This is a genomic window from Salmonella sp. A29-2, from assembly GCF_020150755.1.
Lineage (GTDB): Bacteria > Pseudomonadota > Gammaproteobacteria > Enterobacterales > Enterobacteriaceae > Salmonella > Salmonella enterica.
Window position 1 is genome coordinate 1569537 of record NZ_CP083731.1, and the last position, 20698, is coordinate 1590234.

The window sequence follows — 20698 nt, forward strand, 5'->3', positions numbered from 1 at the left end:
ATGTTCTTCACGCAGAATCTGTGGGTCGAACGCCAGCAACTGATTAAGTTGTTCATCTTAAACATAAATATTATTTGCCTCAAAAATATAATTATGTTTTTTATTATTGGTGGTTATTAACGCAGGTAATGTTATTTTCTACTTTCGCCATGCAGATAATAAAAGTAAAGCGGAATATAATGCAGGACATCTGCAGAGAGTTACCCGAATATAATTGAAAAGGAATTTGTATGCTTAATGGAAAAACATTAATGCTGTTGTTGGGTGGGGTTGTTCTCTCGGGCTGTGGGCCGGAGCCCTCCGACCCGCAGGGAAATAATCCGGCTGAGTTAAAACAGGAGCAGGCTATCCAGAAAGAAAATAGCGCTCAGGCCGGGGATGACACTGTCCAGAAAAGACAAGCCGAGGCCGCCCAACAGGCTGCGAAAAAAGCAGCCGAATATAAAGCGAAAGCTGAAGCCAAAGCCCTGGCAGATGCCAAAGCGGCATCTCTGGCAGATGCCAAAGCGGGATCTCTGGCAACAGCCGAAGCACCGCAACATGAAATGCGGACACGTGCCGTGGCATCAAAAGCGTTCGCTGCACAAGGCGGTAATGTAATGGGGACCGCGCGTTACGAACACTACGACGAAAATCCGATTAAACAGGTAAGTCAGGCGCCGCTCGCCACGTTTAGTCTGGATGTAGACACTGGCAGCTACGCTAACGTGCGGCGCTTTCTGAATCAGGGACAACTGCCGCCGCCGGAAGCCGTGCGGGTAGAAGAGATGCTCAACTATTTTCCCGCGCCTCAGCCCGTTGCGGATAAGCAGGATAACACTAAACCTATTGCGGCCTGTATACCGATGCCATTTGCGGTTAAATACGAACTGGCTCCCTCGCCGTGGAACGCGCAGCGTACGCTATTAAAAGTTGATGTTCAGGCCCGGGACATGCAGACCAGAGATCTACCACCTGCCAACCTGGTTTTTCTCATTGATACTTCCGGCTCTATGCAGCCAGCGGAACGCCTGCCGTTGATCCGGTCGGCGCTAAAACTGTTGGTGAACGATCTGCGTGCGCAGGATAACATCACGATTGTGACCTACGCGGGCGGCACTCACGTTGCGCTGGCGTCTACAGCGGGAAATAACACAACCGCGATTAAAGCGGCAATTGATAATCTGGATGCTTACGGGAGTACCGGTGGTGAAGCGGGATTACGACTAGCCTACGAGCAGGCCGAAAAAGGGTTTATCAAAGGCGGCGTTAACCGCATTTTGTTGACCACCGACGGTGATTTTAACCTCGGTATTACCGATCCCAAAGACATCGAAGCGCTGGTAAAAAAAGAGCGCGAGAAAGGTATTACTTTATCTACGCTGGGCGTCGGCGATGACAATTTCAACGAAGCCATGATGGTGAGAATTGCTGATGTGGGTAACGGTAATTACAGCTACATCGACTCCCTCTCCGAGGCGCAAAAAGTCCTCAAAGATGAGATGCATCAAACGCTGGTCACCGTTGCCAAAGATGTAAAATCGCAAATCGAATTTAATCCGCAGTGGGTGACTGAGTACCGGCAGATTGGTTATGAAAAACGCCAACTGCGCGACGAGGATTTCAATAACGATAAGGTTGATGCCGGTGATATCGGCGCGGGTAAACACGTCACGCTATTCTTTGAACTGACGCTTAACGGGCAGAAAGCCTCGGTGGATAAACTGCGCTACGCTCAGGATAAAGCCGCCTCAAAGCCAACAAAATCAAGCGAGCTGGCGTGGATCAAATTGCGCTGGAAAGCGCCGCAGGGCAGCGAAAGTACATTAGCCGAGTTCCCGGTCGTTATGGGAAAGATGCCGAGCTTTGCTGACGCCTCTGAAGATTTTCGTTTCCGCGCGGCGGTAGCGGCTTTCGGGCAAAAACTGCGTGGCTCAGAAACGCTGGCAGATACGACCTGGCCGCAAATTATTAAATGGGGTGAACAGGCGCGCGGAGAAGATAAACAAGGCTATCGCGCGGAGTTTATTAAACTGGTAAAACTGGCGGAAGGCTTGTCTCACTAAGCGTCAGGGGATGCCTGTACTGCAGGCATCCCCTGTTACGTCAGGCGCTTTTGCGGCTGATCAGTGGTCCCTGGCTGTTTGTTGCTGCGCGCTCCAGCACTTCCTGAATGACCGAAGAGAGTTCGTTAATCTCAAACTTGGCCACGTAGCCGTCGGCCTTCACCTTACGTATATGATCTTCGTTGGCGCTGCCGGAAAGGGAAGAGTGAATAACGACCGGGATCTTTTTCAGCCGTTCATCGGTTTTAATTTTACGCGTTAACGTAAAGCCATCCATCTCCGGCATCTCAAGATCTGTCAGGACCAGCGCGATTTTCTCGCTAATTGGCTTACCTTCGGCCTCCGCTTCCTGCGCCAGTTGCTGGATTCTCTCCCATGCATCCTTGCCGGTCACATGCATCTGATGCGGAATTCCCATTGCGTTCAGCCCTTTTTCCAGCATCGCGCGGGCGACTTTGGAATCTTCCGCCACAATGGCTACCGCGCCAGGGGTAATATAAAATTTATTGGTCTTCAGATTGGTGGCGCGCAGATCGTGGCTGGAGGGGACAATATCATAAAGGATCTGCTCAACGTCGAGCACCAGCGCCAGGTTGTTGGTTTCTTTGTTGTCATCCAGGCAGGCAATACTGGTGATGTAGCGACCGTTGACGGCTTTCTCGGCGGTATGCACCTGTTGCCAGTCAAGACGCATAATATTTTCCACCGACTCGACGGCAAATGCCTGTACGCTGCGCGCATATTCGGTGATCAGCAAAATATTCAGCCCGGTTTCCGGCTTGCAGCCCGCTACCGCTGGCAAATCAATCACCGGAATGACCTGATCCCGAATATTGACCATGCCCAATAGCGGCGCTTTCATGCCTGCCGGGCGCGTAAAGGCGGGCATTGGTACGATTTCGCGCAGCTTAAATACATTGATGCCGAACAGCTCTGACTTCTGTTCATGCAGCGATGTACCAAGACGGAATAACAGCAGTTCAAAACGGTTGGACAGGGTTAAATTGGCCCTGTCATCAATATCTTTCTGAAAATTGTCCATCCTAACCTCATTATGAAAGCCTGCCTTTTTTAGTGTTATCGGCAATGAGGACAAAAAATGGAGCGCTAAACCGGGAAAACAGAAAAATCGTAAGCCAGCTCCGTCGCCGGGAAAATAGCGCGGCATTCCGCCAGTAAGCGCTGACAGCCTTTATCGTCATAGCGTGAGCTAATATGGGTCATGATCAGCCGACCGACGGCAGCTTCCCGCGCCAGCGTCGCGGTTTGACGGGTGGAGCTGTGTCCGCGAGCGTTGGCTTTCTCCTCCATTGACGCATCCAGCGTGGTTTCATGGACCATCACATCCACGCCTTGCGCCAGCGCGAGGGCGGCCTCGCAGGGCGCGGTATCGCCGAAAATCGCCACTGATTTCCCGGCCACGGCGGGAGCAAGGTAGTCGGCGCCATTGATCTGCCTTCCATCGGCAAGCGTGACGGTTTTTCCTGCCTTCAACGCCTGAAACAGCGGGCCGGGCGTAACGCCTGCGGCTTTTAACGCCCTGGCATTCAGCGCGCCAGGCTTGTCATGTTCAACAACGCGATATCCGTAGCACTCCAGTGGATGCTCCAGCCTGAACGCGGTCACTTTACGCAGACCGTCGTCAAGAATATCGCCTGCGCTAATTTCTTCAATTTGCAACGGAAAATCGGTCCATGAACCGCTAAGGCGCAGTGTGGTTGCAATAAACTCACGCACGCCTTGAGGCCCGTATACGGTTAGCGGATGGGGATTCCCCGCCATCGACCGGCTGCATAGCAGACCCGGCAGGCCAAACAGATGATCGCCGTGAAGATGGCTGATAAAAATGCGCTCAAGCTTACCGGGATGAAACGCGGTATTAAGCATTTGATGCTGTGTCCCTTCGCCGCAATCAAAAAGCCATACTCCCGGCTGCGTTGGATGTTGCAGATGTAATAAAATTGCCGTTACATTGCGTGAGCGCGTGGGAACGCCTGCGGACGTACCTAAAAAAATTAATTCCATCTTGTCCATACACGTTTGGTTATCGTTTAACCCAAGATTACCACAACACAGGAGCGCATCATGATTGACTGGCAGGATCTCCACCATAGCGAACTTACCGTTCCTCAACTTTACGCGTTACTCAAATTGCGCTGCGCGGTCTTTGTGGTAGAACAGCGCTGTCCTTACCTGGATGTGGATGGCGATGATTTAGTCGGCGACAATCGGCATATTCTGGGCTGGCATCAGGATGAGCTGGTGGCGTATGCGAGGATTCTGAAAAGCGATAACGAATCAGACCCGGTTGTCATTGGCCGGGTGATCGTCAGCGATGCCTGGCGAGGGGCGAAACTGGGCCAGCAATTAATGGCGAAAACGCTGGAATCTTGTGGGCGGCACTGGCCGGATAAGCCGCTATATCTGGGGGCGCAGGCGCATCTGCAACCTTTTTATGCGCGGTTTGGTTTTATTCCGGTCACCGATGTTTATGACGAAGACGGCATTCCGCACCGGGGAATGGCGCGGGAGGTTCATCAGGCATAAACCGAAACCGTTGACTATAGTTAGGAGCAGGTGTTAACACAACGGAGAATGAGAATGTCATATCAATTTGGTGAATCACGTGTTGATGATGATCTGACTTTGCTCAGCGAAACGCTGGAAGAGATTTTACGTTCCTCAGGCGATCCCGCCGATCAAAAATACATTGAGCTGAAAGCCCGCGCGGAACAAGCGCTGGAAGAGGTGAAAAACCGCGTAAGCCATGCGTCGGATAGCTATTATTACCGGGCAAAGCAGGCCGTTTATAAAGCGGATGACTACGTTCATGAAAAACCCTGGCAGGGTATTGGCGTAGGCGCGGCGGTAGGACTGGTACTTGGACTGCTGCTGGCGCGGCGCTAAATCCCCCCACTGAACAGAATTGCAACCCTCCCTAAATGAGGTACTGCTTTTTTAGGGCAGTACCCCGTATAATGTGGGGTTTTTAACAGGGAGGGTCCGCGTGCATTCTATTACTACTGCGCTGGAAAATCTGACGCGTCAGCTATCGCAAGAGATACCGGCGACGCCAGGGCTTTGCGTTTTCGATGCGCCTTTCCCTTTAAACGATGCCTTCGATGCATTGAGCTGGCTGGCCAGCCAGTCATCCTTTCCGCAATTCTACTGGCAACAGCGCAATGGCGACGAAGAAGCTGCCGTTCTCGGGGCAATCACCGTCTTTTCATCGCTCGATCTGGCGCAACGGTTTTTACGTCAGCACGCGCAGCCTGACTTACGTATTTGGGGGCTGAATGCGTTCGAGCCGAAAGAGGGCTACTTATTGCTGCCGCGGCTGGAGTGGCGACGTAGCGGGGGTACGGCGACCTTACGCTTACATCTGCACAGTGACGTTTCGCTACGCGATGATGCGCGCCAGGCGAAAGCGTTTCTCGCTTCTCTGGTCGGCATTAAGCCTGTTCCGGCGCTACGCCTTTCGCTCACGAGCGAACAACACTGGCCGGACAAAGACGGTTGGGTGAAGCTGATTCAGCAGGCCACCCACACCATTGCGCAAGAGGCGTTTGATAAAGTTGTGCTGGCGCGGGCCACCGACTTACAATTCTCCCGTCCGGTCAATGCCGCCGCGATGATGGCGTCCAGTCGTCGTTTAAATCTCAACTGCTACCACTTTTTTATGGCTTTTTCCGCCGATACCGCCTTTTTGGGATCATCGCCGGAGCGGCTCTGGCGGCGGCGTGAAACGGCGCTGCGTACCGAAGCGCTGGCTGGGACGGTGGCGAACCATCCGGATAACCATAAAGCCTGGCAGCTTGGCGAATGGTTAATGAAAGACGATAAAAACCAGCGAGAAAATATGCTGGTTGTCGAAGACATCTGCCAGCGACTGCAAAACTGCACCCACTCGCTGGATGTGCTGCCGCCGCAGGTGCTCAGACTGCGCAAGGTACAGCATTTGCGCCGCTGTATCTGGACGGCGCTTAATCAGGCGGACGACACGCTCTGCCTGCACCAGTTACAGCCTACCGCAGCGGTCGCCGGGATCCCTCGTGAACCCGCGCGTTGTTTTATAGAACAATATGAGCCGTTCGAACGTGAATGGTATGCCGGGTCGGCAGGCTATCTCTCCACGCGGCAAAGTGAGTTTTGCGTGACGTTACGTTCAGCCAAAGTGACGGCCAATGTGGTGCGATTGTATGCCGGCGCGGGAATCGTCCGCGGCTCCGATCCGGAACAGGAATGGCAGGAAATAGATAATAAAGCGGCCGGGTTACGTACCTTATTGCAGATGGATGCGTAATGAGTCACATATTCCCGACCCATATCAATAATCCATTTTTGCAGCTCTTTATACTTAGTCCCAATGATTGATACCGGACAAACTCATGTCAGTAAGTGCATTTAACCGGCGCTGGGCGGCGGTCATCCTGGAAGCCTTAACCCGTCATGGCGTCAGGCATGTTTGTATCGCCCCTGGTTCCCGTTCCACGCCGCTCACGTTGGCGGCGGCAGAGAATCCTGCTTTTATTCACCATACGCACTTTGATGAGCGTGGGCTTGGTCATCTGGCGTTAGGGCTGGCGAAAGTCAGCCAACAGCCGGTTGCCGTTATTGTCACTTCAGGTACCGCCGTGGCGAACCTCTATCCGGCGCTGATTGAGGCGGGTCTGACGGGCGAGAAGCTCATTTTACTTACCGCCGATCGCCCGCCGGAGCTGATTGACTGCGGCGCCAACCAGGCGATCCGTCAGGCGGGGATGTTTGCCTCGCACCCCTCCCAAACTTTGTCGTTGCCGCGTCCCACGCAGGATATTCCGGCGCGCTGGCTGGTGTCGACCATCGACAATGCGCTCGCCATGCTTCATGCGGGCGCGCTGCACATTAACTGTCCTTTTGCCGAACCGCTGTATGGCGATATGAATGACACCGGTCTGGTCTGGCAGCAGCGTCTCGGCGACTGGTGGCAGGATGAAAAACCCTGGCTGCGCGAAGCGCGTCGACTGGAAAGCGACAAACAGCGCGACTGGTTCTTCTGGCGACAAAAACGCGGCGTTGTCGTCGCCGGGCGTATGAGCGCGGAAGAAGGCAAAAAAGTGGCGCAGTGGGCGCAAACTCTGGGATGGCCATTAATTGGCGACGTATTGTCGCAAACCGGGCAGCCGCTGCCGTGCGCCGACCTGTGGCTCGGCAACGCCAAAGCGGTGACCGAACTGCAGCAGGCGCAAATTGTCGTCCAGCTTGGCAGTAGCCTTACCGGAAAACGCTTACTGCAATGGCAGGCAACCTGCGAGCCGGAAGAGTACTGGGTAATCGACAATATTGAAGGGCGTCTGGACCCTGCGCACCATCGTGGACGCAGACTGGTAGCGAAAATCGCCGACTGGCTGGAACTGCATCCGGCGGAAAAACGTAAACCGTGGTGTGTAGAGATCCCGCGTCTGGCGGAACTGGCGTGGCAACGGGTGGTCGCCCAGCGAGACACCTTTGGCGAAGCGCAGCTGGCGCACCGTATCCGCGACTATCTGCCGGAGCAGGGGCAATTGTTCGTGGGCAATAGTCTGGTGGTGCGTCTGATCGACGCGCTGTCACAGTTGCCGGCCGGCTATCCGGTATACAGCAATCGCGGGGCGAGCGGCATTGACGGCCTGCTTTCCACGGCGGCGGGCGTGCAGCGCGCCAGCGCTAAATCGACGTTGGCTATCGTCGGCGATTTATCCGCGCTGTACGATCTTAACGCGCTGGCGTTACTACGTCAGGTATCCGCGCCGTTTGTGTTGATTGTGGTCAACAATAACGGCGGGCAAATCTTCTCCCTGCTGCCGACGCCGCAAAGCAAACGTGAGCGCTTTTATTTGATGCCGCAAAACGTCCATTTTGACCATGCGGCCGCCATGTTTAACCTGCGCTATCATCGCCCGGAAAACTGGGAAGAACTGGAGTCTGCGCTGGCTGGCGCGTGGCGAACCCCGGCGGCAACGGTGATTGAGCTGGTGGTAAACGATACGGATGGCGCGCAGACGCTGCAGCAACTTTTGGCTCAGGTAAGCCATCTATGATGTTGCACGCGCAGCACATGCCCGGACAGCCTGGGGCGCCCTCGCTGGTTTTCCTGCACGGTTTTTCTGGCGATTGCCGTGAATGGCAGCCGGTTGGCGAACAGTTTCACGGCTGTTCACGGCTTTATATTGACTTACCGGGACATGGCGGATCTGCGGCTATTCCGGTCGGCGGATTTGCCGATGTCATCAGATTACTGCGCGCCACGTTAATTAGTTACAACATACTAAAGTTTTGGTTGGTGGGATACTCCCTTGGCGGCCGTGTGGCGATGATGGCAGCCTGCCAGGGAATACCCGGCCTGTGCGGCCTGGTGGTTGAAGGCGGTCATCCGGGGCTGCAAAATGAGCAGGCGCGCGCTGAAAGACGATTGTCCGACGGGCGCTGGGCAGAGCGTTTTCGTCGTGAACCCCTGACTGAGGTTTTTCACGACTGGTATCAGCAGCCGGTGTTCGCCTCGCTGACGGCGCAGCAAAGGCAGACGTTGACGGCGCTGCGTAGCCAGAATAACGGCGAAACGCTGGCTGCGATGCTGGAGGCGACATCGCTTGCCGCCCAGCCGGATTTACGCGAGGCGCTCAACGCGCTGGCATTTCCGTTTTATTATTTATGTGGCGAACGCGACAGCAAATTCCGCGCCCTGGCGCAGGAAGTGGCGGCGACATGCCATGTTATTCGTAACGCCGGACACAACGCGCATCGGGAAAACCCCGCTGGCGTGGTAGACAGTCTGGCTCAGATTCTGCGTCTCTGACTAAAGGACACACTATGATCTATCCTGATGAAACAATGCTTTACGCACCGGTAGAATGGCACGACTGCTCGGAGGGTTACACCGACATTCGTTATGAAAAATCCACCGACGGTATTGCAAAAATCACCATTAATCGTCCGCAGGTGCGCAATGCATTTCGTCCGTTGACCGTCAAAGAGATGATTCAGGCGCTGGCGGATGCCCGTTACGACGACAACGTGGGCGTGATTATTCTGACCGGCGAAGGCGATAAAGCGTTTTGCGCGGGCGGCGACCAGAAGGTGCGCGGCGATTACGGCGGTTATCAGGATGACTCCGGCGTGCATCACCTGAACGTGCTGGATTTCCAGCGCCAGATTCGTACCTGTCCAAAACCGGTTGTCGCGATGGTCGCGGGATATTCCATTGGCGGTGGTCATGTGCTGCACATGATGTGTGACCTGACCATCGCGGCGGAAAACGCCATCTTCGGCCAGACTGGTCCGAAAGTCGGCTCCTTTGACGGCGGCTGGGGCGCTTCGTATATGGCGCGTATCGTTGGTCAGAAGAAAGCGCGTGAAATCTGGTTCCTGTGCCGCCAGTACGATGCGCAACAGGCGCTGGATATGGGGCTGGTTAACACCGTTGTGCCGCTGGCGGATCTGGAAAAAGAGACCGTGCGCTGGTGCCGCGAAATGTTGCAAAACAGTCCGATGGCGCTGCGTTGCCTGAAAGCGGCGCTGAATGCCGATTGTGACGGTCAGGCCGGGCTGCAGGAGCTGGCCGGCAACGCTACCATGCTGTTCTACATGACCGAAGAAGGGCAGGAAGGCCGTAACGCCTTTAACCAGAAGCGTCAGCCTGACTTCAGCAAATTCAAACGGAACCCATAATGCGTAGCGCGCAGGTATACCGCTGGCAGATCCCCATGGACGCGGGGGTGGTTCTGCGCGACAGGCGGTTAAAAACTCGCGACGGGCTGTATGTTTGTCTGCGTGACGGCGAGCGTGAGGGATGGGGAGATATCTCTCCGCTGCCGGGCTTCAGTCAGGAAACGTGGGAAGAGGCGCAGATGGCGCTCCTGACGTGGGTGAACGGCTGGCTTCAGGGGAGCGAGGGATTACCGGAGATGCCTTCGGTCGCGTTTGGCGCAAGCTGCGCGCTGGCGGAACTGACTGGCGTCTTGCCGGAGGCGGCGGACTATCGCGCCGCGCCGTTATGCACTGGCGATCCTGACGATTTGGTGCTGCGGCTTGCCGATATGCCCGGCGAGAAAATCGCTAAGGTCAAAGTGGGTCTCTATGAAGCGGTACGCGACGGCATGGTGGTTAATTTGCTGCTGGAGGCGATCCCGGATCTGCATCTGCGTCTGGATGCGAATCGCGCCTGGACGCCGCTAAAAGCCCAACAGTTCGCAAAGTATGTTAATCCGGACTACCGCGCTCGTATCGCCTTTCTCGAAGAACCGTGTAAGACGCGGGATGATTCCCGCGCCTTTGCCCGTGAAACCGGCATCGCGATTGCCTGGGACGAAAGTCTGCGCGAAGCGGATTTCACCTTTGAAGCCGAAGAGGGCGTCAAGGCTGTGGTTATCAAACCTACGCTGACCGGATCGCTTGATAAAGTGCGTGAGCAAGTCGCTACCGCCCATGCGTTGGGACTGACGGCGGTCATCAGCTCTTCGATCGAGTCCAGCCTCGGCCTGACGCAACTGGCGCGGATTGCCGCCTGGTTGACGCCGGGAACGCTGCCCGGACTGGATACCTTGCATCTGATGCAGGCGCAACAGGTTCGTCCCTGGCCCGGTAGCGCGTTGCCTTGTCTGAAGCGTGATGAGCTGGAACGACTGTTATGACATTCACGGACTGGCCGTGGCGCCACTGGCGTCAGGTTCGCAGTCAGGCGCCCGCTTTGCGCCTGAACGATGAAGTGCTCAGCTGGCGCGCCCTCTGTGAGCGTATTGATGCGCTGGCGGACGGGTTTGCCGCGCAGGGCGTACGCGAGGGCGACGGTGTTCTGCTGCGCGCCGGGAATCAGCCGCGCACTCTGTTGGCATGGCTTGCGCTGATGCAGTGCGGCGCGCGGGTTCTGCCCGTCAATCCGCAGTTGCCCCAGACGTTGCTGGAGGCGCTGGTGCCGAAGTTAACGCTGCGTTTTGCGCTGACACTGGAAGGCGAAAACGCGTTTTCCGGATTAACCGCGTTGCAGATACAAAAGAGCACAGCGGCGTATGCCGTGGCCTGGCAACCGCAGCGTCTGGTTTCCATGACGCTGACATCGGGTTCCACAGGATTGCCAAAAGCGGCTGTACATACGTGCCAGGCGCATCTTGCCAGCGCGCAGGGGGTGCTTTCGCTAATGCCGTTTGGCCCGCAGGATGACTGGCTGCTATCGCTGCCGCTGTTTCATGTATCCGGGCAGGGTATTATGTGGCGTTGGCTCTTCGCCGGGGCGCGCATGACGGTACGCGATAAGCAACCGCTGGAGCAGATGCTGGCAGGGTGTACTCATGCTTCGCTGGTGCCGACGCAGCTATGGCGGCTGCTGGCGAATCGGGCGGCGGTGACGCTGAAAGCCGTTTTGCTCGGCGGCGCGGTGATTCCGGTTGAACTCACCGACCAGGCCAGCAAACAAGGGATTCGTTGCTGGTGCGGGTATGGGCTCACGGAGTTCGCGTCTACGGTATGCGCCAAAGAGGCCGATGGTTCGGATGATGTGGGCGCGCCGCTTCCCGGCAGAGAGATCAGAATCGTCGATAATGAAGTCTGGCTGCGCGCCGCCAGTATGGCGGAAGGTTACTGGCGTGATGGCAAACTGATCCCGCTGGTTAATGACGAGGGCTGGTTTGCCACGCGCGATCGCGGCGAGCTGAACCACGGCAGGCTAACCATCGCCGGGCGGCTGGACAACCTGTTCTTTAGCGGCGGCGAAGGCATTCAGCCGGAGGAAGTTGAACGCGTTATTAACGCGCATCCGCTGGTGCAACAAGCCTTCGTCGTGCCGGTAGAAGATAAAGAGTTTGGTCATCGTCCCGTTGCGGTTGTGGAGTATGCATCGCAGGCCGGAGACGTGAACCTCGCTGAATGGGTTCGTGATAAGCTGGCGCGTTTTCAGCAGCCGGTTCGCTGGTTGACGCTGCCGTCAGAACTGAAAAACGGAGGGATTAAAATATCTCGCCGTGCGCTCCAGCAGTGGGTGTGTGAGAACTGTAAAAATTAATGTTAGGTTAATATACAACCATTCCATCGCTATTGCCGTTTTGTTTATCCGTTGATGTGTAACGTGTTATGAACAATCAGCGTGAAACGGGGGCGCTATGGAATGGTTGGTTAAGAAATCGCATTATGTCAAAAAGAGGGCGTGCCATGTTCTGGTGCTGTGCGATAGCGGCGGTTCGCTAAAAATGATCGCCGAGGCGAATTCCATGATATTACTGAGTCCCGGCGATATCCTGTCGCCTTTACAGGATGCGCAGTATTGTATTAATCGGGAAAAACACCAGACCTTAAAAATCGTTGATGCACGCTGTTATTCCTGCGACGAATGGCAGCGGTTGACGCGCAAGCCATCATGATCTGGCGGGCAGAAAAATCAGCATTACCCCCGCCATAATACACAATACGCCGAGCATCGCTTTTAGGCTGAAAGCGCCTTGCAAACCGGGTAACAGCATTGAGGCTACCCAGACAAGCACATAGCTGAGACTCAGTAGCGCATAGGCTTTGCTGAGCGCGAGCGTGTGTAATGTTTTATGCCAGCAGAAGACGGAAACCAGATACCCCGCCAAACCGGCGAATAGCGCCAGGGTCGCGGCATTAAATGCGCCCAGTCCGGAAATAAACGCCAGTGGATGCGCTATCGATGGCAGCCGCATCATGGCGAATCCTAAACTCAACTGGGCGAGGGAGGCAATCGCAACGCTTATCAGTCCCCACATTACGCCCATTATGCCGCACTCCCCAGAATGATAATGCCGCTGATAATCAATGCGACGCCCAACCAGTGGCGGGGCGGAACCTGTTCATGCCAGATTTTCCAGGCCGCCAGCGTGACCCAGACAAAATTCAGACTCAACATCGGGTAAGCAATTCCCACCGGCAGGGTTTGTAGCACCAGCAGCCACAGCACCATCGCTGCGCCCATGCATATTAGCGCCAGGCCCAGCCACAGCATCAGGTGACGGCGGCGTCCGCCCGCCGTCAATGGCCGTGTCGCTTGCTTCTGGCAGAGCTGACCGCCAACGCTGAGCAGACTGGCAAGCACCAGAACGACGCCGATCATTTAGGCCGATACTGAATTAACACCAGACGCCCCTGATAATCAATATTGTCCGCAGGGGGAAGGGAAAGAGCGCTGATGTCTTCATCTTTGGCTATTGAAAGTACTAGCGTAATAATGCCCTCCTGACGATGCTGGTTGAGCCAGGCGTTAAAATTGTCGGCTTTAACGAATTTATCCTGTACATCAGGATAGCTAAGACCATACCTGAGTTCGCCCGCGTGCCCGTAGAGCATAATATCGTCTCGTTTCAGACTCCAGGCCAGACCGGCGGCGACGCCGACGTTGTCGGCAAGAATATAGCGGCTTGATGCCAAAGGCGCCTGGGTCATTTCGACAAAAAACTGTGGCTGTTTGGACTCCATCACCCTGTCGGGGATGGAAAAGCCGAACAGCAGCGCCAGTCCCAGCGGACAAAACGCGGGTAATAGGTATTTTGGGCTATGACAGAGGCTATACCAGCCCACAAACGCCCAAACAGTAAAGACGCCCCAGACGCAAAACACTTTATAGGTTTCGATATGCGTCCACACCGGCGATTTCAGCGGGCCCCATGAGGAGACGACAAACGCTGCGACGATCCCGACTAACCCGAACACCAGGTTGATCCCGCCGTTGACACGCAGCGCGGCGACGCCTTCTTTTACGTTATGCAGGACGAAGCGCGCCATGAGTATCGCTATCGGTGCGAAACAGGAAAGAACATAGGTGGGCAGTTTCCCTTTCGCAATGCTGAAAAAGAGAAGCGGCATGATCGTCCATCCGAGCAAATAGAATGCGCCGTTTCGCTCGCGCCAGCCCAGTTTAAGCGCGCCAGGCAGTAACCCCAGCCACGGTAAACTTCCCGCGAGCAGTACCGGCAGATAGTACCAGAAAGGGGCTTTATGCTGGGCATCGCTCATGGCGAATCGCTGGATATGCTCCACCCAGAAAAAGTAATGCCAGAAATCGGCTTCGCGTCGCGCAATGGCGATCGCCCAGGGAAGGACAACCACAAAGCAGCTCAAGACCGCCAGCCAGCCGTATAGCAAAAAGTCCTTCCAGCGTTTCTGAACAATAACCCACGGCAGCACGCTCACCACCGGTACGGCCAGGGCGAGGAACCCTTTAGTTAATACACCCAGACCGCAGGTTGCGCCCAGTAGCAAAAACATCCCAATCTTGCCCGTTCGGGTCGTGGCCTGCATCCCCTGCCAGAAACAACACATCCCGGCCGTAAGCCAAAGCGCGATCATCGGGTCGAGTGCCGCATACGTCCCGATACTGTAAACGGCAAAGAGGGAGAGAAAGATAACGGAGGCGAGCAACGCGGTACGTTTATCCCGCCATAAGCGGAACGTCAGCCACGCCACCAGCGCTGCAGCCAGCAATGTCGTTAAAATAGCGCCAGCCCGCACGCCAAAATTGGTAGCGCCAAAAAGCCACTGACCCAGACAGTTTATCCAGTAACCGGCTATCGGTTTTTCAAAATAACGTAATCCCAGAAAATGCGGCACGATCCAGTCGCCAGACGCCAGCATCTCCCGACTTATTTCGGCATAGCGCGTTTCATCCGGCTGCCAGAGCAGGCGGCTATTGACAGGAATAACATAGTAGAGCGCGATAAATGCGGCGAAAGCCAGATAATAGCGTATCGATTTCATCATGAGGCGCTCGCTGCCTGTTGGCACCCCAGCCAACCTTCACGGCCAGGGATGTGTCCACGTACAATTTGCCCCAACGGCAGAGACTCAGGCGATGTCGGCAGCAGTTCGCCCAGAGGACAAAAGGTGATCCCCGCGTCACGTGCACGAACGAGCAAATCTTCAAACAGCGGCTGATGGACAATACCTTCGACTTCCGCATGGATGGTATATACCGGCGTGCCTTTGTCCTGCAACATACGAGAGATAATCCAGGTATTGAACGACTGCGCCTGAACGGCGGGGCCGATAACCTCATCCCATGTGGGTAAGGTGACGGGGATTTGCGGCGTCCCTGTCTGGCCCGGCATCAGTAGCGGACGGAATAAGGTGGTTCCACGGCAATCGCTGTTATACCGCAGGTTGAACGGCTCTTTCGCACGAACAACGCGCCCATCCGCTCGCCAGCCGGCCGCGGCTGAGCAGGTGACGGGTTTTCCGATAATGGCCTCAAGCGCCGTTATGCCGCGCGCAATATCTTCTTCAAGCTGGCGGATACTCCAGTGGCCGCTGTGAGTCTGCCACGCATGGTGATCCCAGGCATGTAGTCCCGTCTCATGGTATGTTGCCGTTTCACGAATAATCCCGGCATTGGCGTTGCCGATATTTTTTCCCGGCCAGGCGGTACCGGCCAGCAGGATATCCCAGCCGTAGAGCGAAGCGGCGTTTGAACGTAGCATTTTCCATAAAAATCGCGGTTTTATCAGACGCCAAAGATGACGTCCCATATTGTCCGGCCCGACGCTGAAGAAAAAGCTGGCCTGAACGCCGTGGCGATGCAATGTCGCCAGCAGCCGGGGAACACCTTCACGCGTTCCTCGCAAGGTATCAACATCAATGCGTAAACCGACTTTCGTCATGATGCGCGTTCCGCGATATCTACGCTACGCAGAAAGAAGTCCAGCGTTTCTTCAACCGTATCACGCATCGCAATAGACGGTTCCCAGCCCAGACAGCGCCTGGCATTGTCGATACTGGGTTTCCGGTGTGCGACATCCTGATAACCCTTGCCGTAATAACTACGGCTTTCGACGACCTGGAAACCGGCAAACGGTGGGAAATGGCAGCGCAGTGGATGCTTATCAAAACTGTCGAGCAACAGCGTCGCCAGTTCCTGAATACTGGCTTCGTTGTCAGGATTGCCGATATTAATGATTTTGCCATCGCACCGATCGCCATCATTCACAATAATGCGGAATAATGCTTCGACCCCGTCACGAATATCGGTGAAACAGCGCTTCTGCTGACCGCCGTCGATAAGCTTTATCGGCGTCCCTTCTACCAGATTCAGAATCAACTGCGTTATCGCGCGTGAACTGCCGATACGCGCCGCGTTCAGGCTATCCAGCCGCGGTCCCATCCAGTTAAAGGGACGGAAAAGCGTGAAGCGCAATCCCTCTTTTTCGCCATAAGCCCAAATCACCCGGTCGAGAAGCTGTTTGGAAACGGAGTAAATCCAGCGCGGCTTATTCACCGGCCCGACGATCAGATTCGATTTGTCCTCGTCAAAAGAGGCGTCCGTACACATGCCGTACACTTCAGAGGTAGACGGAAAAACCACGCGTTTACGGTATTTTACGCAATAACGGATAATCCGCAGGTTTTCTTCAAAATCAAGTTCAAAGACGCGCAGCGGGTTGCGGGTGTATTCAATCGGGGTAGCAATTGCTACCAGCGGCAGTACGACATCGCATTTTTTGACATGATATTCGATCCATTCTGAGTGGATGCTGATATCTCCCTCCACGAAATGAAAGCGAGGGTGGAGCAGGAATCGGCTAATGGCGTTGCTGCCGATATCCATACCGTAGACCTCGTAATTCTCTTCATTCAGTAACCGTTCGGTCAAATGATTGCCGATAAAACCGTTGACGCCGAGGATGAGAACGCGAATGCGACGTTTACCGCTGGTCGCTGGTGGACGGTTCAAACGCGCGCCCGCCACCAGACCAAGCGTCTGTGCAAGCTGCGAGCCCTGTACAGTAATACCGTCTCCGGCCTGGCCGGTAATAATCTCCAGCGCGCCATCGGCGCAGGCGACCCGCAGCGGAGAGACCGAAATTACCGAGCCGGGAAGCGCGCCCTGCGCATCCGGACAAATTCGGGAAGACCAGATAGTGAATTTTTGCGAGCCGTTATAGCTGAACGCGCCGGGCCAGGGGGCGGCTACCGCCCGCACCAGGTTATGCACCGTGGAAACCGGTTTGTGCCAGTCGATAAGGCCATCTTCCGGCCTGCGGCGACCATAATACGTAGCGTCAGACTCACGCTGGGGAACAGAAGGTATATCGCCGCATTTCATGGTGGGCAGGATGCTATTAAGCAACTGGCGCGCGGCCTGACATAGCTTATGATGCAGGGTAAGCGCAACATCGTCCTGCGCAATAGCGACGCGTTGACTGGCGACAATCTCTCCGGCGTCGGCACGTTTGACCATACGATGCAGCGTTACGCCCGTTTCGCTTTCGCCGTTAACCAGAACCCAGTTTAGCGGCGCACGGCCACGATAGGCAGGCAATAGAGAACCGTGCAGATTGAACGCGCCAGCCGGGGCGAGGTGCAGAATTTCTTCGCTTAACAGGTTGCGGTAATAGAACGAAAAAATAATATCCGGCGCAAGCTCAGCGATGCGGTCGACCCAGATAGGATGGTTTACGTTATCCGGCGCATAAACCGGAATCCCTAATTCTGCCGCCAGCCGGGAGACGGAGCCAAAAAAGGTGTTTTCCGCAGGATTGTCGGCATGAGTAAAAATCGCGGCAATCTCATACCCGGCATCCAGTACGGCCTGCACGCCCTGACATCCCATATCGTGATAGGCAAAAATAACGGCTTTCATTGGTGACTTTCCTCAGTAAACGGCGTGCTTTCCGGGTAGATAACTTGTTGAACAAAATAACGGGGGCGGGCGCGGACATCGTTATAAATGCGACCGATGTATTCGCCCAGCAGTCCCATACCGATGAATTGCGCGCCGATGAAGGTAAACAGAACGGCAAAGAGCATAAATACGCCTTCCGCCGCCCACTGCGGTCCCAGCGCCAGGCGAAGTACAATAAGCAATACCGACAGGCTAAACCCGCCGATGGCGATAACGCTACCCAGCAGGCTCAACAGGCGCAGCGGCGTCGTCGTCAGGCAGGTCACCAGGTCATACATCAGGTTAATGAGACGCATAAAACTGTATTTAGAGTCGCCAAATTCACGTTCAGCGTGATGCACCGGGATCTCGGTAGCCCGACGAGCGAAAATGTTGGCCAGAATAGGGATAAAGGTGCTGCGTTCATGGCAGCGCAACATGGTATCGATAATAGGGCGGCGATAGGCGCGTAACATGCAGCCGTAATCGCCCATCGCTTTGCCCGTTGTGCGCTGGATCAGTAGATTAATGATTTTTGACGCCGATTTGCGAAACAGGCTGTCCTGTCGGTTCTGGCGCACAGTGCCTACCACATCGAACCCTTCATCGGCTTTCGCCACCAGACGTGGGATCTCTTCCGGCGGGTTTTGCAGATCGGCATCCAGCGTAATGATAAGATCGCCGCTTACATGGCTAAACCCCGCCATAATCGCTGCATGTTGACCGTAGTTACGGTTGAGTAAAATAGAGATGATATGGCTATCGGCCTCCTGGGACGCCTTAACCATCAGCTCCGCCGAGCTATCGCTGCTACCATCATCTATCAATAAAATCTCCCACGCTTTGCCCAGACTCTCGCAGGCGGTGGTGGTGCGTCTTATCAATTCCGGCAGGCTTTCCTGTTCGTTATAGACAGGAATAACCACCGAGACTTTTTTTATGGGGGCGGCGTCAAACATGCTTATTGTCCTGCTATCTGATGAAGGGCGGTAATGACCCGATCAAAGTCACTCTCGGTCATGTCCGGGAAGAGCGGCAGTGAGCAGATCCGCTCGCTGTTCCACTCGGTGTCAGGCAGCGTGAGCGTTGGGAAACGTTCGCGATAATATTTTTGCGTATGCGCGGCGCGGAAATGCAGCCCTGTGCCGATGCCTTTCGTTTTCAGCGATGCCATCAGAGCATCCCGGGTAATACCGCAGCGGGCTTCATCGACCCGGATAATGAATAAATGCCAGGCGTGAATATGTTCCCACGCCGGAAGGCTCAGAGGCTGAAAAGGCAGGTCTGCCATTGCCTGGTGGTACTGCGCTGCGATGGCGGCGCGTCGAGCGTTAAGCGCATCCAGTTTCTGTAACTGAACAAGCGCGATAGCGGCGTTGAGGTCGGGCAAATTATATTTGTAGCCCGGCGCCAGGACTTCCGCTTGTGGCGCGCGTCCTCCGCTCTGCCGATCCCAGGCATCAACGCCAAGCCCGTGAAACTTGAGACTGCGCAGTTTATCGGCGAATTGCGGGTTATCCGTGACGACGATACCGCCTTCAGCGCAAGTAATGTTCTTAATGGCGTGGAAGGAGAAAATCGCGGTGCCCCGGGCGCCAATGTGGCGACCTTTGTAGCTGGTTCCTGTCGCGTGCGCCGCGTCTTCAATCACTGGAATGCCATAACGCTCGCCAAGAGCGTAAATAGCGTCCAGATCGGCGGGCGCGCCAGCGTAGTGGACGGGGATAATTGCTTTGGTTTGTGGCGTAATCGCGGCTTCGATATGTTCAGGCGTGACCATCAGCGTATCGCGATCGACATCGACCATGACGGGGTTCGCGCCGAGTAAAACGATCATATTTAGCGTAGAAACCCACGTCATTGACGGTGTAATGACCTCGTCGCCTTCACCAATGCCCAGCGCCATCAACGCGATGTGCATACCGGCAGTGGCTGAACTGACGGCAACAGCATATTGATTGCCAGTTAGCCGACAAAACGCCGCTTCCAGTTCCTGATTTTTCGGGCCGGTTGTTATCCAACCTGAGTCCAGTACGGTCTTAACGGCAGCGAGCTCTTCCGCGCCCATCGCCGGACGGGAGAAAGGCAAAAAGTCCGACATCATTTTTCCTTCAGCCATTGAAAGCCGCTTTTCAAATATTTCGGCAATAGAAAAGGGCTTATTTTTTAACGCATTTAGCTGAACCCTACTGGATGAATATTAAATTAACATTAAGAAATTAAGGTGAAGTAAAAAGATAATTTTTAACGGAATTATGCTTTGCTTTCGCCGAAAGTTTAAGGCATTTTATGCATGCCCAAAAGCTGTTTTTATGTTTCTGGCCTGGTCTTCCGTTGCGGAATTTCATTTTAATCGTATTGCTATTAAGTTAGCTGCACTGTCTGCCTGAGAGGTTAATGTGCTGGCATTTACCCTACGCTTTATTAAAAACAAACGCTATCTCGCGACTCTGGCGGGGGCGTTGGTTATTATCGCCGGGTTGACCTCACAACATGCCTGGAGTGGTAACGGTCTACCGCAGATTAACGGTAAAGCGCTGGCGGCGCTGGCGAAGCAGCATCCGGTAGTCGTGTTATTCCGCCATGCCGAGCGGTGCGATCGTTCCGATAATACCTGCCTGTCAGACAGCACGGGGATTACGGTCAACGGTGCGCAAGATGCCAGAGCGCTGGGTAAAGCCTTTAGTGCCGATATACAAAATTACAATCTCTATTCCAGTAATACGGTGCGCACCATCCAGTCGGCAACCTGGTTTTCTGCGGGCAGGTCGCTTACGGTGGATAAAAAAATGATGGATTGCGGCAGCGGTATTTATGCTTCAATCAATACGTTACTGAAAAAGTCGCAGAATAAAAATATAGTCATTTTTACCCATAATCATTGTTTAACGTATATTGCAAAAAATAAGCGCGGCGTAAAGTTTGATCCGGACTATCTTAATGCGCTCGTTATGCATGCGGAAAACGGAAAACTCTTTTTAGATGGTGAATTTGTTCCCGGCTAGCCGCATGTTAAAAGCGTAAAGACAGCCTGAAGCGG

At 54.8% G+C, this 20698-nt stretch carries 20 protein-coding genes; 11 read left to right on the top strand and 9 right to left on the bottom strand.

Features of this window, described 5'->3' with window-relative positions:
* Positions 1-230 precede the first annotated feature (230 nt).
* Positions 231-2045 carry a vWA domain-containing protein gene (locus K8W53_RS07595; protein WP_023195611.1) on the top strand — a complete coding sequence of 605 codons (1815 nt, stop codon included), beginning with the start codon at positions 231-233 and terminating at the stop codon, positions 2043-2045.
* A 40-nt stretch (positions 2046-2085) separates the two neighbouring features.
* On the opposite strand, the gene K8W53_RS07600 is transcribed toward K8W53_RS07595, so the two are convergent.
* Both K8W53_RS07600 and rbn read right to left on the bottom strand, forming a co-directional pair.
* Positions 2086-3087, bottom strand: a complete 1002-nt coding sequence (locus K8W53_RS07600; protein ID WP_000368558.1) for a chemotaxis protein — start codon at positions 3085-3087, stop codon at positions 2086-2088.
* Between the two features lie 65 nt (positions 3088-3152).
* On the bottom strand, positions 3153-4070 hold the full coding sequence (gene rbn / locus K8W53_RS07605; RefSeq protein ID WP_000419093.1) for a ribonuclease BN: 918 nt from the start codon (positions 4068-4070) through the stop codon (positions 3153-3155).
* Positions 4071-4130: 60 nt separating this feature from the next.
* Between rbn and K8W53_RS07610 the strand changes: the two genes are divergently transcribed.
* The 9 genes from K8W53_RS07610 (at position 4131) to pmrD (ending at position 12412) form a co-directional block, all read left to right on the top strand.
* Positions 4131-4592 (top strand): GNAT family N-acetyltransferase, encoded by a 462-nt coding sequence (locus K8W53_RS07610; RefSeq protein ID WP_000568155.1) that lies wholly within the window; start codon positions 4131-4133, stop codon positions 4590-4592.
* A gap of 54 nt (positions 4593-4646) precedes the next feature.
* Positions 4647-4952, top strand: a complete 306-nt coding sequence (gene elaB, locus K8W53_RS07615; protein WP_001519663.1) for a stress response protein ElaB — start codon at positions 4647-4649, stop codon at positions 4950-4952.
* Between the two features lie 100 nt (positions 4953-5052).
* On the top strand, positions 5053-6348 hold the full coding sequence (gene menF, locus K8W53_RS07620; RefSeq protein ID WP_000555676.1) for an isochorismate synthase MenF: 1296 nt from the start codon (positions 5053-5055) through the stop codon (positions 6346-6348).
* Positions 6349-6433: 85 nt separating this feature from the next.
* Positions 6434-8104 carry a 2-succinyl-5-enolpyruvyl-6-hydroxy-3-cyclohexene-1-carboxylic-acid synthase gene (menD, locus tag K8W53_RS07625; RefSeq protein ID WP_000116391.1) on the top strand — a complete coding sequence of 557 codons (1671 nt, stop codon included), beginning with the start codon at positions 6434-6436 and terminating at the stop codon, positions 8102-8104.
* Entirely contained in the window at positions 8101-8859 is a 759-nt protein-coding gene (gene menH / locus K8W53_RS07630; RefSeq protein WP_000979137.1) for a 2-succinyl-6-hydroxy-2,4-cyclohexadiene-1-carboxylate synthase, read from the top strand. The genes menD and menH overlap by 4 nt, the downstream gene beginning before the upstream one ends.
* Positions 8860-8873: 14 nt before the next feature.
* Complete coding sequence (menB, locus tag K8W53_RS07635; RefSeq protein ID WP_000640013.1) at positions 8874-9731, top strand: 1,4-dihydroxy-2-naphthoyl-CoA synthase; 858 nt, start codon at positions 8874-8876, stop codon at positions 9729-9731.
* Positions 9731-10693 (top strand): o-succinylbenzoate synthase, encoded by a 963-nt coding sequence (gene menC / locus K8W53_RS07640; RefSeq protein ID WP_058654682.1) that lies wholly within the window; start codon positions 9731-9733, stop codon positions 10691-10693. Before menB ends, menC begins: the two co-directional genes overlap by 1 nt.
* Positions 10690-12057 (top strand): o-succinylbenzoate--CoA ligase, encoded by a 1368-nt coding sequence (gene menE, locus K8W53_RS07645; protein ID WP_000144654.1) that lies wholly within the window; start codon positions 10690-10692, stop codon positions 12055-12057. Before menC ends, menE begins: the two co-directional genes overlap by 4 nt.
* Before the next feature lie 97 nt (positions 12058-12154).
* Complete coding sequence (gene pmrD / locus K8W53_RS07650) at positions 12155-12412, top strand: signal transduction protein PmrD (protein ID WP_000455132.1); 258 nt, start codon at positions 12155-12157, stop codon at positions 12410-12412.
* Here the strand turns inward: pmrD and arnF are convergent.
* Genes arnF through arnB form a run of 7 tightly spaced genes read right to left on the bottom strand, consistent with a single transcriptional unit; the run spans position 12407 to position 19759 of the window.
* Positions 12407-12784 carry a 4-amino-4-deoxy-L-arabinose-phosphoundecaprenol flippase subunit ArnF gene (gene arnF, locus K8W53_RS07655; protein WP_000538692.1) on the bottom strand — a complete coding sequence of 126 codons (378 nt, stop codon included), beginning with the start codon at positions 12782-12784 and terminating at the stop codon, positions 12407-12409. The genes pmrD and arnF overlap by 6 nt on opposite strands.
* Positions 12784-13119 (bottom strand): 4-amino-4-deoxy-L-arabinose-phosphoundecaprenol flippase subunit ArnE, encoded by a 336-nt coding sequence (gene arnE, locus K8W53_RS07660; RefSeq protein ID WP_000580685.1) that lies wholly within the window; start codon positions 13117-13119, stop codon positions 12784-12786. Before arnE ends, arnF begins: the two co-directional genes overlap by 1 nt.
* Positions 13116-14762: a lipid IV(A) 4-amino-4-deoxy-L-arabinosyltransferase gene (arnT, locus tag K8W53_RS07665; RefSeq protein WP_052939452.1), complete on the bottom strand. Its 1647-nt coding sequence runs from the start codon at positions 14760-14762 to the stop codon at positions 13116-13118. The genes arnE and arnT overlap by 4 nt, the downstream gene beginning before the upstream one ends.
* A complete protein-coding gene (gene arnD, locus K8W53_RS07670) occupies positions 14759-15658 on the bottom strand; it encodes a 4-deoxy-4-formamido-L-arabinose-phosphoundecaprenol deformylase (protein WP_000169760.1) in 900 nt (299 codons plus the stop codon). The genes arnT and arnD overlap by 4 nt, the downstream gene beginning before the upstream one ends.
* Positions 15655-17637 (bottom strand): bifunctional UDP-4-amino-4-deoxy-L-arabinose formyltransferase/UDP-glucuronic acid oxidase ArnA, encoded by a 1983-nt coding sequence (gene arnA, locus K8W53_RS07675; protein WP_052939451.1) that lies wholly within the window; start codon positions 17635-17637, stop codon positions 15655-15657. Before arnA ends, arnD begins: the two co-directional genes overlap by 4 nt.
* Entirely contained in the window at positions 17634-18617 is a 984-nt protein-coding gene (gene arnC / locus K8W53_RS07680) for an undecaprenyl-phosphate 4-deoxy-4-formamido-L-arabinose transferase (RefSeq protein WP_000458893.1), read from the bottom strand. The genes arnA and arnC overlap by 4 nt, the downstream gene beginning before the upstream one ends.
* 2 nt (positions 18618-18619) lie before the next feature.
* Positions 18620-19759 (bottom strand): UDP-4-amino-4-deoxy-L-arabinose aminotransferase, encoded by a 1140-nt coding sequence (gene arnB, locus K8W53_RS07685; protein ID WP_052939450.1) that lies wholly within the window; start codon positions 19757-19759, stop codon positions 18620-18622.
* Positions 19760-20057: 298 nt separating this feature from the next.
* Between arnB and pmrG the strand changes: the two genes are divergently transcribed.
* Entirely contained in the window at positions 20058-20663 is a 606-nt protein-coding gene (gene pmrG, locus K8W53_RS07690) for a lipopolysaccharide core heptose(II)-phosphate phosphatase PmrG (protein ID WP_000879258.1), read from the top strand.
* Positions 20664-20698: the final 35 nt, after the last annotated feature.

Bases quoted from the DNA above. Each gene is read 5' to 3' on its own strand.
- K8W53_RS07600 (WP_000368558.1), bottom strand. From the start codon at position 3,087: ATGGACAATTTTCAGAAAGATATTGATGACAGGGCCAATTTAACCCTG.
- pmrD (WP_000455132.1), top strand. From the start codon at position 12,155: ATGGAATGGTTGGTTAAGAAATCGCATTATGTCAAAAAGAGGGCGTGC.
- arnT (WP_052939452.1), bottom strand. From the start codon at position 14,762: ATGATGAAATCGATACGCTATTATCTGGCTTTCGCCGCATTTATCGCG.
- menH (WP_000979137.1), top strand. From the start codon at position 8,101: ATGATGTTGCACGCGCAGCACATGCCCGGACAGCCTGGGGCGCCCTCG.
- arnF (WP_000538692.1), bottom strand. From the start codon at position 12,784: ATGGGCGTAATGTGGGGACTGATAAGCGTTGCGATTGCCTCCCTCGCC.
- menE (WP_000144654.1), top strand. From the start codon at position 10,690: ATGACATTCACGGACTGGCCGTGGCGCCACTGGCGTCAGGTTCGCAGT.
- K8W53_RS07595 (WP_023195611.1), top strand. From the start codon at position 231: ATGCTTAATGGAAAAACATTAATGCTGTTGTTGGGTGGGGTTGTTCTC.
- arnE (WP_000580685.1), bottom strand. From the start codon at position 13,119: ATGATCGGCGTCGTTCTGGTGCTTGCCAGTCTGCTCAGCGTTGGCGGT.
- arnA (WP_052939451.1), bottom strand. From the start codon at position 17,637: ATGAAAGCCGTTATTTTTGCCTATCACGATATGGGATGTCAGGGCGTG.
- rbn (WP_000419093.1), bottom strand. From the start codon at position 4,070: ATGGAATTAATTTTTTTAGGTACGTCCGCAGGCGTTCCCACGCGCTCA.
- arnD (WP_000169760.1), bottom strand. From the start codon at position 15,658: ATGACGAAAGTCGGTTTACGCATTGATGTTGATACCTTGCGAGGAACG.
- arnC (WP_000458893.1), bottom strand. From the start codon at position 18,617: ATGTTTGACGCCGCCCCCATAAAAAAAGTCTCGGTGGTTATTCCTGTC.
- K8W53_RS07610 (WP_000568155.1), top strand. From the start codon at position 4,131: ATGATTGACTGGCAGGATCTCCACCATAGCGAACTTACCGTTCCTCAA.
- menD (WP_000116391.1), top strand. From the start codon at position 6,434: ATGTCAGTAAGTGCATTTAACCGGCGCTGGGCGGCGGTCATCCTGGAA.
- elaB (WP_001519663.1), top strand. From the start codon at position 4,647: ATGTCATATCAATTTGGTGAATCACGTGTTGATGATGATCTGACTTTG.
- arnB (WP_052939450.1), bottom strand. From the start codon at position 19,759: ATGTCGGACTTTTTGCCTTTCTCCCGTCCGGCGATGGGCGCGGAAGAG.
- menB (WP_000640013.1), top strand. From the start codon at position 8,874: ATGATCTATCCTGATGAAACAATGCTTTACGCACCGGTAGAATGGCAC.
- menC (WP_058654682.1), top strand. From the start codon at position 9,731: ATGCGTAGCGCGCAGGTATACCGCTGGCAGATCCCCATGGACGCGGGG.